Genomic DNA, 13,446 nt, shown 5'->3' on the forward strand with positions numbered 1-13,446 from the left:
TCGGCGGGCAACCCCATGATTGCACCGAGCGCAAAGTCATCATTGCATCGACCTCGCGTCGGACCCTAGCCTCGCCCCATGAACGATTCGCTCGCCTCGACCTCCGCGGCCTCGGTGGCCTCCGCCGCGTCCGTGGTGGACGGCCACGCCGTGCTCGGTGTCGCCGCCGTGGCGCTGGGCATGGTGCTGTCGCCGGGGCCGAACATGATCTACCTGGTCTCGCGCTCGATCGCCCAGGGCCGCCGGGCCGGCCTGGTCTCCCTGCTGGGCGTGGCGACCGGATTCCTGGTCTACCTGGTCGCGGTGACGGCCGGGGTGGCCGCGGTCTTCGCCGTGGTCCCCGCGCTCTACACCGTGATCAAGCTGGCCGGCGCCGGCTACCTGCTCCGGCTGGCCTGGAAGGCGGTCAGGCCCGGCGGCACGGCGGTCTTCGCCCCGCAGCAGCTGCCCCCGGACCCGCCCCGCCGGCTGTTCACGATGGGCTTCCTGACCTGCCTGCTCAACCCCAAGATCGCCATCATGTACATCTCGCTGCTGCCCCAGTTCGTGGCGCCCGGGCGCGGTCACGTCGGACTGCAGAGCCTGGTGCTGGGACTGGTCCAGATCGTGGTCGCGGTCAGCGTGAACGGCCTGATCGCGGTGAGCGCGGGCAGCATCGCGGGCTTCCTCGAACGCCGCCCGGCCTGGCTGCGGATCCAGCGCTACGCGATGGGCACCGTGCTCGCGGGCCTCGCCCTGCGCATCGCCGCCGACCGGGCCAGGGCCGTCGCGGTCTGACGGCCGGGCCCGCGAGGCCGGGGCGTCATCCGGCCGCCCGCAGCACCTCGTACCCCGCCTGCACGAACCGCCCGTCCCGCGCGGGCCCGGTGTTGGCCAACACCGCGACGGCGGACGGGCCTTGCGGCGAGAACCCCACGAAGGAGGTGAACCCCCGGGTGCCGCCGGAGTGGAAGTAGAGGTCCCGGCCGCCCGAGTGCCGGTGCTGCCAGACCAGCCCGAGCCGGTCCGTCGAGTGCGGCAGCCGCAGCCGAACCCGCTGGACCTCGCGCAGTGCTGCGCCCAACTGGCCGGCCCCGCCGTCGAGATGGCAGCGCAGGTAGTGCAGCAGGTCGGCGCCGCTGGAGCGGACCGCGCCCGCACCCGGGAGCCCGGGGATGTGCCAGACCGGCAGCGCCCGTCCGCGTCGGTACCCGACCGCGCGCCCGGGCGCGTCCGGCGCGCAGGTCGTGGCCGCGAGCCCGAGCGGCCGGCAGATCCGTTCGACGAGGAGCTGCCCGTAGGGGGCCCCGGCGGTCTCGGCGAGCACCCGTCCGAGCAGTCCGACCCCGTAGTTGGAGTAGCGGTACCGGCTGCCGGGGCGGCACCGTACGGTGGTTCGGGCCAGCGCCGTGCGCAACTCCTCCTCCCCGAAGGCGGCGTACGGGTTGTCGCCCAGCTGCGGGAGGGCCCCCGCGACCAGTCCGGGGGGCAGGCGCGGCAGGCCCGAGGTGTGGGTGGCCAGGTGCAGCAGCCGGATCGGCTCGGCCGAACGCACCGTGGGCGGGCGCCAGTCAGCCGGTAGGCGGCTCTCCAACGGGTCGTCCAGGGCGAGTTCACCGCGTGCGGTCATCTCGGCGAGCAGCAGGGCGGTGAACGTCTTGCTGACGGAGCCGAGTTCGAAGACGCTGTCCGGTGTGCACGGGGCCGATCCCTCCCGTCCGAGCCGGCCGCGGCAGTGCACCTCCTCCCGGCCCCCGGACGCCACCACGACGGTGACCGCGGTGGCGTACGGCCCGGCCGCCCGTACCGCCTCCTGCACCGCCTGCTGCACCGCCTGCTGTGCCGCCGGCCTTCGCGCCGCCTCCGGGGCTTCCGCCGCGTTCGGCGCGTCCGCCTCGCTCGCCGTGTTCACGCGGCGACCGTCCCGGCCCCGAGCGCCCGGGCGAGGGTGACGTCGCCGGCCACCACCGTGACGACGGCGGTGTGCTGGTGGTCGTGGAAGGCGCGCTCGCGGTCCTCGTCCACCGGGTCGGTGTCGCGCGGCACCAGTCCGTCCGGGTGCTGGACGGCGGCCAGCGCGTCCCAGCCCTGCCGCCCGGTGGCGGGTTCGCCGAGGCAGGCGTCGACCGCGAGGAGTTCACCGGCGAGGTCCCACTGCCCGACCTCCAGCCAGACGTCCAGCCAGACCGGCAGCCAGTCCCGCACGTAGTCGTGCATCGGCCCGGGCAGGCCTTCCGGGCGGGCTCCCCAGTCGGTGAGGTGGAAGACGGTGTGGGTGACGTCGTAGCCGGTCAGCCAGTCGATGGCCCACGGCTCGGGCCCGGCGCCGAGCCAGGTGCCGGCGGCGAGTGCCGCCCAGTCCGGCCGGTGGGCGAGCCCGACGACCCGCCGGGCGTTGGCGACGCCGAGGCGACGGTTGGATCGGATCTCGGCGGCGTGCACGGCCCGGACGCGGCTGAGCGAGTCGAACATCTCCTCCAGCGCCGGGTGGCGGTAGCCGGCCCGGGCGAAGTGGGCGTAGGTCTCCAGCGGGTCGGTCATGGTGAAGTGGCGCAGCTGCCGCTCGTACAGCAGGTCGCCCTCGTGCAACTGCTCCCAGCCCTCGTCCAGCAGTTCGCGCGCGGCACGGGCCTCGGCCGGGCCGGCGACGCCGTCGCGCAGGACCAGGGAGGCGGCGAGCGCGAGTTCGCAGAGCGGCTTGTAGGCGTTGTCGGCGTCCTTCAGGTCGATCAGGGAGCTGTCCTGGAGCCACCCGAGGCCGTCGCGGTGGGCGGCGTGCAACCACGCCAGCGCCTGGGAGCCGAGCCGCTGGGCGGTGGTGAGGACGTGGGTGTCGGTCATGCTGCCCCGCCTCCGTCGGTGACCGGCGGCCCGGACGGATGGCCGGACGGATGGCCGGACGGGTGGCCGGATGGGTGGCCGGATGGGTGGCCGGGCGAATGACCGGATGATTGACCGGACGGGGGGAGCAGTCGAGCGGCGATGGCCAGCTCCAGTCCGGTGCGGGCGCTGCCGTCCCCGGCCAGCCGGATCCGGTCCAGGACGGGCTCGACCTCCAGGCCCGGCGGCCGTCCCGCAGCCGCGGCCCAGGCGAGCCAGCGGGCCAGGTGGGCGGCGGTGGCGAGGTCGCTGCGCAGGAGGGAGCGGACGGTGCCGCGGGCGAGGGCGAGCACGTGCGAACGGACGGCGTCGTGCACCGGCCCGTCGAGGCCGGGCAGGGCGAGCCGGGACAGCTGGGCCATGCGCACCGACCAGGTCTGCCAGCCGACGGCCTCCGGCCCGGGCGGCGGGGCGGGCTGCGGAGCGGCGGTGCCGTACGGCGTGCGGGCGAGGATCCGGCCGGCGGCCCAGTTCTGCCATCCGATCACCAGCGCGGCGTCCGCGGAGGCGGGCGCGGGCGGCGGGAGGCTCCGCTGCGCCTGGGCCAGCAGTGCCGCAGCGGCCGGGTCGGGCTCGCGACCGGTGAGCAGCTGCGGGGCGAACAGGTCCGTGCCGACCACCCGGACCGCGGCCAGCACCGGGCGCGGCACGGCGGTGTCCGGGTCGGTCAGGGGCGTCGGCCCGCCGCCGTTCCGGAGGGCGTCCAGGGTCAGGCCGGCCACCCGCTCGACGGCGGCGGCGTACTCGTCCCGCAGGGACGTCCCGGCGAACGGCATCTCTTCCGCTCCTCCTCGCGGGCCCGGCGGGTCCACCACGTTCCTCGGTGATCCACCACGACCCCTGGTGATCCCCCACGCCCCCCGAGAGCCCCCGCAACTCCTGCGCCGCCCCGTGATCCTCATGAGGCGCTGGGCCGATATGAGGAGCTGGGCCGATCCGCCCCCGCGGTCCGGCCCAGCGATCGTGCCGGCCGGCTGCCTACCGGGACGGCTTCTCCTTCGGCGGCTTCGGCGACAGCGCCAGCCCCAGCAGCAGGGCCCCGGTTCCGATGCATTCCGGGAGGTACGTGGGCGCGTCGGACACGACGGCCTCGTCCTCCACCATCAGGCTCGCGAGTACGTCGGCCTCGGCCGTCGCGCTGCGTGACGGCGAAGCGGTTTCGATCCGGAACTGAGTAAGCATCAGATGTGCCTCCTCGTCTGGAGTTCGCCGCCCGGTCGGGCGGTGCCCCCGTTCGAGAGTACGAGTGGGGTCGGCCACCTGCATCCGCACTCCGCTGAGCTGGGACGTTGCCCTGGGTGTGGGCGCGGCTGCGGTGAGTCGGTACGGTCTGGGCATGACCACAGCCTTGATCACCGGCGCGACCGCCGGCATCGGAGCCGCGTTCGCCCGCCGGCTCGCCCGTAGCGGCTACCAGCTCGTGCTGGTGGCCCGGGACACCGGGCGCCTGGAGCGCGCGAGCGCCGACCTGCACGCGAAGTTCGGCGTCGAGGCGGAGGTGCTGACCGCCGACCTCGCCACCGAGGAGGGCATCGCCGCCGTCGAGGCGCGGCTCGCGGACGCGGAGCGTCCGGTGGACCTCCTGATCAACAACGCCGGCTTCGGCAACAAGGGCGCCTTCGGGACGGTCCCGCTCCAGGACGAGCTGGACATGCTGAAGGTGCACATCGAGGCCATCCTGCGGCTGACCACGGCCGCCCTGCCGGGGATGCGCGAGCGCGGCCGGGGCGCGATCGTGAACGTGGCCTCGGTGGCGGCGTTCCTGCCGCGCGGCACGTACGGGGCGAGCAAGGCGTGGGTGGTGAGCTTCACCCAGGGCGTGCTGCGGGACCTGGGCGGGACGGGCGTGCGGATGATGGCGCTCTGCCCGGGCTTCACCCGGACCGAGTTCCACGAGCGGGCGGGCATGGGCACCGGCAACATCCCGTCCTGGTCCTGGCTCTCGGCGGAGCGGGTGGTGAACGAGGCGATGCGCGACCTCGCCCGCGGCCGGTCGGTGTCCGTGCCGGGCAAGCGCTACAAGCTGGCGGTGGCGGTCGCCCGGGTGCTGCCGTCCGGCAAGCTCGGCGGCCTGTCCAACAAGGCGGCGCGGACGTACCGGACCGACTGAGGCCGCCAGGGTGCTCGGGTGCTCGGGTCGCAGTAAGGGCGGCCGGGTGCTCGGGTTGCGGTAAGGCCGCCCCGGCGGCCGCGCGGGCGGGCGGATCGTCGTCGGCAGCGGGAATAGAGGGAGGCTCACTATTAGTTTGTCTAACTATGAGCTATGCTCGCTATGCTGATGGCGTCCGCCTGTCCGCCCTACCCACGGAGGTTCGCCCTTGAGGCCCACCACCATCGACTGGACCCCGCCCGAACACGCCGAGGGCGATCCCCGCCCGCCGGCCCAGTGGCGCCGGATCCTCGCACTCTTCCGCCCCTACCGGGGCCGTCTCACCACCGTCGGACTGCTGGTCGCGGCCTCCGCCGTGGTCTCGGTGATCTCGCCGTTCCTGCTCCGCGCCGTGCTGGACACCGCCATCCCGCAGGGCCGCACCGGGCTGCTCAGCCTGCTCGCGCTCGGGATGATCCTCACCGCCGTGGTGAACAGCATCTTCAACGTGCTGCAGACACTGATCTCCACCACCGTCGGCCAGCGCGTCATGCACGACCTGCGCACCTCGGTCTACAGCCACCTGCAACGGCAGTCGCTCGCCTTCTTCACCCGGACCCGCACCGGCGAGGTGCAGTCCCGGATCGCCAACGACATCGGCGGCATGCAGTCCACGGTGACCTCCACCGCGACCAGCCTGGTCTCCAACCTGACCGCGGTGATCGCCTCGATCGTCGCCATGGTCGCGCTGGACTGGCGCCTGACCGTCGTGTCGCTGCTGCTGCTCCCGCTGTTCGTCTGGATCAGCCGACGGGTCGGCCAGGAGCGCAAGAAGATCACCACCGAGCGGCAGAAGCAGCTGGCCGCGATGAGCTCGGCGGTCCAGGAGTCGCTGTCGGTCAGCGGCATCCTGCTCGGCCGCACCATGGGCCGCTCCGGCTCGCTCGCCCGCGAGTTCACCGAGCAGTCCGACCAGCTCGCCGACCTCGAGGTGCGGTCCAGCATGGCCGGGCGCTGGCGGATGAACACCATCCAGATCGTGATGGCCGCGATGCCGGCGCTGATCTACTGGGCGGCCGGACTGACCTCGGCGGCCGGCGCGCCGATCGTCTCGGTCGGCACCCTGGTCGCCTTCGTCACCCTCCAGCAGGGCCTGTTCCGCCCGACCGTCAGCCTGCTGTCCACCGGTGTCGACGTGCAGACCTCGCTGGCGCTGTTCCAGCGCATCTTCGAGTACCTCGACCTGCCGGTGGAGATCGCCGAACCGCCGCGCCCGGTCAACCTGACCGACATCCGCGGCGAGGTCCGCTTCGAAGCCGTGGACTTCCGCTACGACCCCGAGCAGGAGCAGCCGACCCTGGCCGACGTCGAACTCAAGGTCCCGGCCGGGAGTTCACTGGCCGTGGTCGGCGAGACCGGCTCCGGGAAGACCACCCTCAGCTACCTGGTGCCGAGGCTGTACGACGTCACCGGCGGCCGGGTCACCCTGGACGGCGTGGACGTGCGCGAGCTGTCCTTCGACACCCTGGCCCGCGCGGTCGGCGTGGTCTCCCAGGAGACCTACCTGTTCCACGCCTCGGTCGCCGAGAACCTGCGCTTCGCCAAGCCCGGGGCCAGCGACGCCGAACTGGTCGAGGCCGCCCGAGCCGCCCAGATCCACGACACCATCTCCGCCCTCCCGGACGGCTACGACACCATGGTCGGCGAACGCGGCTACCGCTTCTCCGGCGGCGAGAAGCAGCGTCTCGCGCTCGCCCGCACCATCCTGCGCAACCCGCCGGTGCTCATCCTGGACGAGGCCACCAGCGCGCTCGACAACCGCACCGAACACGCCGTCCAGCAGGCCGTGGACACCCTGGCCGCCGGCCGCACCACCATCACCATCGCGCACCGGCTCTCCACCGTCCGCGCCGCCGACCAGATCGCCGTGCTCGACCGCGGCCGGGTGGTCGAACTCGGCACCCACGAGGAGCTGGTGGAGCTCGACGGCCGCTACGCGGCGCTGCTGCGCCGGGAGGCCCCGGAGTCGCCGGACGCCGTCGACGCGGCGGAGGCGGCCGAAGCGGCGGCCCTGACCGAGGCCGCGGTCGGCCACGCGTGACCGGGGGCAGGCGTAACCGGGGGCCACGCGTAACGGTCGGTCACGCGCGACCGACTGACCGCGCGCAAGCGACGAGCGCGCGCAACCGACGGCCGCGCGCAGCGGGTCAGGCCGCCTTCGGCGCCTCGTTGTAGCTCTCCGCGACCTCCTGGCCGGAGAGCCGCTGGATCGCCGCCATCACCTCGTCCGTCACCTGGCGGCGCGCCTTCAGCGAACGGGCCTGCCCGTGCAACTCGTCGAAGTGCAGCGGCTCGCCGAAGCGGACGGTCACCTTCTTGAGCCGCGGGACGCGCTTGCCGACCGGCAGGATCTGCTCCGGGCCCTCCAGCGCCACCGGCACCACCGGGACGCCCGCGGTCAGCGCGAGCCAGGCCACGCCGGTCTTGCCCCGGTACAGCCGGCCGTCCAGCGAGCGGGTGCCCTCGGGGTAGATGCCGAAGGCCTTGCCGGCCTCCAGGATCTCCAGCGCCGACTCCAGCGAGGCCTGAGCGGAACGGTAGGTGCCGCGCTCGACCGGCACCGCGCCGATCGACTCGAAGAAGCCCTTGGACAGCCGGCCCTTGAGCCCGGTGCCGGTGAAGTACTCGGCCTTGGCGAGGAAGTGGACCCGGCGCGGGGCGGTGAGCGGGATCACCACGCTGTCGATGAAGGACAGGTGGTTGCTGGCCAGGATCACCCCGCCCTTGCGCGGCACGTTCTCGATGCCCTCGATGACCGGGCGCCAGATGCCCCGTGACACGGGTTTCAGCACCAGCTTGGTGGCGAGGTCGAGCACGGTTCCCTCCCTGGACGAACGACCGCCCGGGAGGAGCCCGGGTCAGCAATCAGATCCGCAGACTACGACACCGACCCCGGCGGCCGTCCACTCCCGGCGACCGTGGCGAACACCACGGCCGGGTAGGGTGCGTCCGTCCGAACCGGGCAAGACCCCGCAGTACCCAGGAGGGAACGATGGAGAGCGTCGAAGCCATCAAGGAGATGTTCGACCGTATCGACAAGAACGGTGACGGCAGGATCACCGCGGCCGAGTACGCGCTGGCCGCCAACGAGATGGGTGACCACGGCGTCACGCTCTCGATGGCCGAGGCGCTGATCCACACGATGGACACCCGGCACCAGGGCTACCTGGACTTCGAGGAGTTCCTGGCCGCCCGCCAGCGCTGAGCACCCGCCGACGGGGCCGGTCGCCGTACCGGCGGCACCGGCTCCCGTCGGAGGCCGTGACCGCCGGGTCGTCTGCCGGAGGCCGTTACCCGGCTCCCACCGGAGACTGTTACCCGGCTCCCACCGGAGGCCGCTACCGGGCTCCCGTCGGAGGCCGCGACCGCCGGGTCACCGGTCGGCCGGCGGCACCGGGAACACCCGGCGCACCACCCGCTCCGCCGCCCCGCCGTCGTCCCAGACGCAGAACTTCGCGCGGAACCGCTCCCGCGCCCCCGGTTCCGGATCGCCCGCCCGCAGCGCCCGCGCCAGCCCGTCCACGTCCACCGTGACCGCGCCCGGCGGCTCCGCGAACAGGTCGAAGTAGACGCCGCGTTCGCGCTGGTACTCCTCCCAGTCCGGGGCGAATATCACTACCGGCCGGTCCAGCACCGCGTAGTCGAACATCATCGAGGAGTAGTCCGTCACCAGCGCGTCCGCCGCCAGGTACAGGTCCTCGACCACCGGGTGCGCCGACACGTCGACGATCTCCGCCGCGTCCTCACCGGCCGTCAGGTCGCCCGGGCCGTCGGTGTGGAAGTAGTGGGTGCGCACCAGCAGCGTGAACCGCGGGCCCAGCCGCCGGGCCAGCTCCGCCACGTCCAGCAGCGGCACGTAACCGCCCTTGCCGCCGCGGTGGGTCGGCGCGTAGAGCACCGCCGTGGTGCCGGGCCGCAGGCCCAGCCGCTCGCGCATCGCCCGGACCTCCGCCGGACCGGCGTTGGCGAGGCGGTCGTTGCGCGGGTAGCCGGTGTCCAGCATCTCGTACCGGCCGGGGAAGGCCCGGGTGAAGTGCTCGCTGGTGTGCGGGTTGGAGGAGACCAGGAAGTCCCAGCGGTCGATGGCCTCCTGGAGCCGGTCGAAGTCCATGTCCTCGGCCGCCTCGGGACGTCCCTGGAGATCCATGCCCATCGCCTTGAGCGGGGTGCCGTGCTGGGTCTGGACGTGCACCGTGCCCTGGCGCTTCGCCATCGTGCGCGGGAAGTTGACGTTGTTGACGAAGTACTTGGCGGTCGCCATCGCCTTGAGGTAGGCGGGGGTGTTGACCACCACGTACGGCACGCCCGGCGGCATGGCCTCGGCCTGCCGGCGGTTCTCCACCACCCACACGCCCCTGATCTGCGGGGCGAGTTCCTTCGCCTTCTCGTAGATCGCCGCCGGGCTGCACGCGTAACCCCGGTGCCAGTAGGCGGCGTAGACGGCCAGGTGCTCGTCCAGCGGGAGGCGGCGGAACGCGTTGTAGGCGGTGAACCGGGCGCCGCTGCGCACGCCCTTCTTCACCGCGGGCGCCACCGCCCTTGCCCCGCGCTTGAGTTCGCGCGGCAGCCGGCCGGTGCGGCGCAGTTCGGCGTACGCGATCCGGGCGCCGCGCGCGGCCAGCCGGTACTGCACACCGCGCACTCCGCCCGGGAAGCGGTAGTCCGCCGGGCGGTGCCGCTCGAAGTGGACGGCGACCCGGTGGAAGTAGTCCTTGCGGCGGGAGACGGGGACGAGCCCCGGGGTGTCGTAGACGTTCAGCGACTGGCGGACGGTCCGGTCGAAGACCAGCGTGCGCAGCGACTCCGGGACGGGCCCGGCGGGGCCGTCCGGGCGGTCGCAGCGGTCCAGGAAGGCGAAGATCGCGTCGTACTGGGCGAACACGTCGGCGTGCTTGGGGGAGGCGGTGGCGGTGATCGCGCCGTCCCGGCCGCGCCGGTAGAAGTAGCAGGGGCGGTCCAGGTAGCGCAGCCGCCCGGCGGCCAGCAGGGCCGGGTAGGTGACCGAGATGTCCTCGTAGTAGCCGCGCCCGAAGGCGACGCCCAGGCCCTCCAGGAAGGTACGGCGGAACACCTTGTTCCAGACCGACATCACCGTCTGGAACAGCGCCGGGTGCTCGGCCACTGTGCAGCCCTCGACCAGCGGGGAGCCGACCAGCACGTGCCGCCAGGGGTTGGGCTCGCTCCCGCCGTCGGGGTAGACGTGGGTGAAGTCGGTGAGCAGCACGTCGGCGGGCACCTCGCGGCGCTGCTCCTGCGCCAACTCGTCCAGGATCACGCCGACCGTCCGCTCGGGCAGCCAGTCGTCGCTGTCCACGAACCAGACGTAGTCACCGCGCACCTGCGGCAGGGCGGCCGCCCGGGCGCCGCCGAGGCCCTGGTTCTCGGTGAGGTGCATCACCCGTAGCCGGGGGTCGCGGGCGGCGTAGGCGTCCAGGATCGCGCCGGAGCCGTCGGGGGAGAGGTCGTCGACCGCGATCACCTCGAAGCGGGCCTCGGCGGCGGGGGTGTCGCCGAGGATCGAGTCGAGGCAGCGCGGCAGGTACCGCTCCACGCCGTGGACCGGGAGCACGATGCTGAGGAGGAGGGACACGCTGGCCGAGTCTACCGATCCACACGGTACGACCTGCGGGGACGTCCGGTTGGGCGGGCCGGGTGCCGGGGCCGGGAGTCGGAAGCGCGGCGGTGGGGGCGGCAAGGCGGCCGCGGGGGTCGGGGCGGCTGCGGGGCCGGGGCCCGGAACCGCCGGTGCCGGGCCCCGAGCGGGGCGGCACCGGCAGTCTGGTGGCGGTCCGGCCGACCCTCTACGGCCGACCGCCGGTCCGGGCACCGTGCGGGCCTGGCCACCGCAGCGTCGAGGTGGCCGGGCAGTGGCCCGCAGGAGCCGGAGTTCTTCGTCCGAGCCATTCATCACTCGAACACACGGCTGGGTGCGATGCGGGCACCGGCGTGATGCATCAGATATTGCTTGGATGATTGACGCGAGTCAATCCCTCGAATGTGTTCACTTCATGAAGCCCCTCGGGTGGGCTCGTCGCCGCGCTCGTCCCCGTGCTCGCGGTCGTGCTCGACCGGCGTGCTCGACCGGCGTGCTCGACCGGCGTGCTCGACCGGCCGCCGGTGATCGTTTTGTCGACCTTGCGACTGTCCCCTTCTATAGGGGCGATACGTCGACACCTCCACGGCGCCGTCCGGGCGCCTCCCCGCGCCCGGCGCACGCGGCGCGAACGGGCGCCGGGCCCGCGCCTCCTGGCCCTGGTGACGGAAGGCCGGTCGTGCACCATCATTGATGCCTAGTCGTGACCGCCCTGGCGGCCCCTGGTGCACCGTCAGTTGACGTCGCACGGTACGGTGGCACAACACCATGGACGGTTGCGCGAAGGCCGTCCCTCACGGATAGTCTTCGCCTCACGGCCCTGGCGCCTCGTAGGGGTGGGAAAACTGATGGAACACATGCAAGTGCGGACTCGGCCCCGTGTGCCGGCGATCCAGTGCGGTGTCGGCGCGACCGGCCGCCGGATCGACCGACACCTGGCCGTGCTCGGCGCGCCCGCACTCCCGGCGGTGGACACCGCCGAGGCGCTCGGGTTGATAAGGGAGCTGACGCCGCGCGGCGCCGACGCCCCGGCGGCGGCCCGCCGTCGCCACAGCAGGGTCTCGCTGCTGGCGCCGCTGCGCCGGCTGCGCCGGAGTCTCTTCGGCGGGCGAGGCTAGCTCGGAACCCGGCCCGGGGCTCCGGCCCCGGGCTCGGAGTCGGGGCCGGATCCGGCCCCGGAACGACCCGTCGGACCAGTGGTCCGTCGGGTCTTCGGCGTCTCCGGGGGCCGGGGCGCCACATTGGTCTGAACCTCTCACCCTATGCGAGGCCGCCACCTCGGCGTGGGCAGTCGGCGAGGCAGTACCCCCGGCCCGCCGGGCTGGGTCAGGATGGCGCCATGGCGGACAACAACCACTTCACGTCAACCGGGTCGACCGGGTCGTTCCAGACCACCGTGCTGGAGATCACCACCGGCAATCGCGAGGTCGCGCTCGACATCACCGACCGCTGCGCCGCGTTCCTCGACGAGCGGGCCCCCGGGCGCGACGGGCTGCTCAACGTCTTCGTCCCGCACGCCACCGCCGGGATCGCCGTCCTGGAGACCGGCTCCGGCAGCGACGACGACTTCCTCGCCACGCTGCGCGAGCTGCTCCCGGCCGACGACCGCTGGCGCCACCGGCACGGCAGCCCCGGCCACGGACGCGACCACGTGGTGCCCGGACTGGTGGCCCCGCACGCCACCCTGCCGGTGCTCGGGGGTCAACTGGCGCTCGGTGTCTGGCAGTCGGTGGTCCTGATCGACACCAACGGCGACAACCCGCGCCGCACCGTCCGGCTGTCCTTCCTCGGCTAGACCGGAGCCGTCCGCCCCTCGGCGGTGTGGCCTTCGCAGGTGTTGTGGCCTTCGCGGTCGGCACGGACGATGTGGTCGGCGCGGGCGATGTGGTCGGCCACGGTGGCGAGGTAGCGCTCGATCGCCAGGTGCTGGCAGAGCAGCGCGACCGGCCGGCCCAGCCTCGCGTACCAGGCGGCGAGCCGGGAGAACGCGGCGACCTCGAACCACACCTCGCCCTCGGCGTCCATCGACACCAGGAACGACTCCTCGCCGCACTCCGGGTGCCCGGGCAGCGTCCCGTACGCGAAGCCGATCCGGTCCGGCTCCGCGACCGTCCACACCACCCGGCAGGGGATCACCAGCCGGGGCCACCGGGCCCCCGGCAGGCTCAGCCGCAGCAGCACGGTGGCGCCCTCCCGGGCGGGGCCGCCGGGGTGCACCGCGAAACCGGTCCCCAGCTGGCTGCCCCAGCCCAGCACGTACCGCCCGGCCCGCTCCAGCACCTCCGGCCCCCGGCCGAGGTGCACCCGCCGCCGCAGGTGGGCGTAGCCGTCCGGCAGTCGCCCGCCGCGTGTGGCCCCCACCTCGGCGTAGCTGGGTTCGGTGGCCCGGGCGGCGCGCAGCCGCTGGTGAAGATCGGCAACCATGCCGGCCACGCTATCCGGGCCCCGGACCCGCTCCGCAGCGGGGTGGGTCCGGGGCTTCCGAGGGTTCAGCGGGCGGGCTCGGGGAGGGGGCGCCTTGCGGTGGGGCGGGGCCGGGGAGTAGGAAGGCGGCATGAGCGATACCGGGACGAACGAGGCCGTCGTGGGCGAGGGCGCGGCGGTCTGTGCAGCGGCGCCCGCCGACTCGGCGGAGGCGGCGCTGCGGGAGGACCCGGCGGCCGCAGGGCCGCGGGCCGACTGCGTGCTGTGCGGCGAGCCGACCGTGCTGCCCGCCGACCAGCCGGGCAGCACGCTGTGCCCGACCTGCGCCTGGCAGCAGGCCCAGCGGATCGCCTGTTCGGGCTGAGGCCGGCTCCAGGGTCGGGGCCGGGACCGGGGTTGGGTTTCCGGGGTCGGGTCCGGG

Annotated in this window: 14 protein-coding genes; 7 read left to right on the top strand and 7 right to left on the bottom strand. The window is 73.6% G+C overall.

What is annotated here, in order from left to right; genetic code table 11:
* Positions 1-132: 132 nt before the first annotated feature.
* Complete coding sequence (locus AB0O91_RS19495; RefSeq protein ID WP_363434641.1) at positions 133-777, top strand: LysE family translocator; 645 nt, start codon at positions 133-135, stop codon at positions 775-777.
* Positions 778-802: 25 nt separating this feature from the next.
* On the opposite strand, the gene AB0O91_RS19500 is transcribed toward AB0O91_RS19495, so the two are convergent.
* From AB0O91_RS19500 to AB0O91_RS19515, 4 genes are all read right to left on the bottom strand, one after another.
* Positions 803-1,891 (bottom strand): serine hydrolase domain-containing protein, encoded by a 1,089-nt coding sequence (locus AB0O91_RS19500; protein WP_363434482.1) that lies wholly within the window; start codon positions 1,889-1,891, stop codon positions 803-805.
* Positions 1,888-2,820 carry a hypothetical protein gene (locus tag AB0O91_RS19505; protein WP_363434485.1) on the bottom strand — a complete coding sequence of 311 codons (933 nt, stop codon included), beginning with the start codon at positions 2,818-2,820 and terminating at the stop codon, positions 1,888-1,890. The genes AB0O91_RS19500 and AB0O91_RS19505 overlap by 4 nt, the downstream gene beginning before the upstream one ends.
* The gene (locus tag AB0O91_RS19510) at positions 2,817-3,635 is read right to left on the bottom strand and encodes a hypothetical protein (protein ID WP_363434487.1); all 819 of its coding nucleotides are present in this window, start codon (positions 3,633-3,635) and stop codon (positions 2,817-2,819) included. Before AB0O91_RS19510 ends, AB0O91_RS19505 begins: the two co-directional genes overlap by 4 nt.
* Before the next feature lie 202 nt (positions 3,636-3,837).
* A complete protein-coding gene (locus AB0O91_RS19515; RefSeq protein ID WP_363434490.1) occupies positions 3,838-4,041 on the bottom strand; it encodes a hypothetical protein in 204 nt (67 codons plus the stop codon).
* Between the two features lie 154 nt (positions 4,042-4,195).
* Here AB0O91_RS19515 and AB0O91_RS19520 point away from each other — a divergent pair, with 154 nt between their 5' ends.
* Complete coding sequence (locus tag AB0O91_RS19520; protein ID WP_363434493.1) at positions 4,196-4,969, top strand: SDR family oxidoreductase; 774 nt, start codon at positions 4,196-4,198, stop codon at positions 4,967-4,969.
* Between the two features lie 208 nt (positions 4,970-5,177).
* Positions 5,178-7,049 carry an ABC transporter ATP-binding protein gene (locus tag AB0O91_RS19525; protein WP_363434495.1) on the top strand — a complete coding sequence of 624 codons (1,872 nt, stop codon included), beginning with the start codon at positions 5,178-5,180 and terminating at the stop codon, positions 7,047-7,049.
* 106 nt (positions 7,050-7,155) lie between these two features.
* On the opposite strand, the gene AB0O91_RS19530 is transcribed toward AB0O91_RS19525, so the two are convergent.
* Positions 7,156-7,824 (bottom strand): lysophospholipid acyltransferase family protein, encoded by a 669-nt coding sequence (locus tag AB0O91_RS19530; RefSeq protein ID WP_363434498.1) that lies wholly within the window; start codon positions 7,822-7,824, stop codon positions 7,156-7,158.
* A gap of 176 nt (positions 7,825-8,000) precedes the next feature.
* Here AB0O91_RS19530 and AB0O91_RS19535 point away from each other — a divergent pair, with 176 nt between their 5' ends.
* Complete coding sequence (locus tag AB0O91_RS19535) at positions 8,001-8,213, top strand: EF-hand domain-containing protein (RefSeq protein ID WP_363434501.1); 213 nt, start codon at positions 8,001-8,003, stop codon at positions 8,211-8,213.
* A gap of 168 nt (positions 8,214-8,381) precedes the next feature.
* Here AB0O91_RS19535 and AB0O91_RS19540 read toward each other — a convergent pair whose 3' ends face one another.
* Positions 8,382-10,598, bottom strand: a complete 2,217-nt coding sequence (locus AB0O91_RS19540; RefSeq protein WP_363434504.1) for a bifunctional glycosyltransferase family 2 protein/CDP-glycerol:glycerophosphate glycerophosphotransferase — start codon at positions 10,596-10,598, stop codon at positions 8,382-8,384.
* An 851-nt stretch (positions 10,599-11,449) separates the two neighbouring features.
* Here AB0O91_RS19540 and AB0O91_RS19545 point away from each other — a divergent pair.
* Together AB0O91_RS19545 and AB0O91_RS19550 are read left to right on the top strand one after the other, a co-directional pair.
* Positions 11,450-11,719: a hypothetical protein gene (locus tag AB0O91_RS19545; protein ID WP_363434507.1), complete on the top strand. Its 270-nt coding sequence runs from the start codon at positions 11,450-11,452 to the stop codon at positions 11,717-11,719.
* A gap of 221 nt (positions 11,720-11,940) precedes the next feature.
* Positions 11,941-12,396 (top strand): YjbQ family protein, encoded by a 456-nt coding sequence (locus AB0O91_RS19550; protein WP_363434510.1) that lies wholly within the window; start codon positions 11,941-11,943, stop codon positions 12,394-12,396.
* On the opposite strand, the gene AB0O91_RS19555 is transcribed toward AB0O91_RS19550, so the two are convergent.
* Positions 12,393-13,025 (bottom strand): DUF1990 domain-containing protein, encoded by a 633-nt coding sequence (locus tag AB0O91_RS19555; RefSeq protein WP_363434513.1) that lies wholly within the window; start codon positions 13,023-13,025, stop codon positions 12,393-12,395. The genes AB0O91_RS19550 and AB0O91_RS19555 overlap by 4 nt on opposite strands.
* A gap of 130 nt (positions 13,026-13,155) precedes the next feature.
* Here AB0O91_RS19555 and AB0O91_RS19560 point away from each other — a divergent pair, with 130 nt between their 5' ends.
* Complete coding sequence (locus tag AB0O91_RS19560) at positions 13,156-13,389, top strand: hypothetical protein (protein ID WP_363434516.1); 234 nt, start codon at positions 13,156-13,158, stop codon at positions 13,387-13,389.
* Positions 13,390-13,446 lie beyond the last annotated feature (57 nt).

Origin of the sequence: Kitasatospora sp. NPDC089797 (assembly GCF_040684795.1) — a bacterium.
In the GTDB taxonomy this organism is placed as follows: domain Bacteria; phylum Actinomycetota; class Actinomycetes; order Streptomycetales; family Streptomycetaceae; genus Kitasatospora.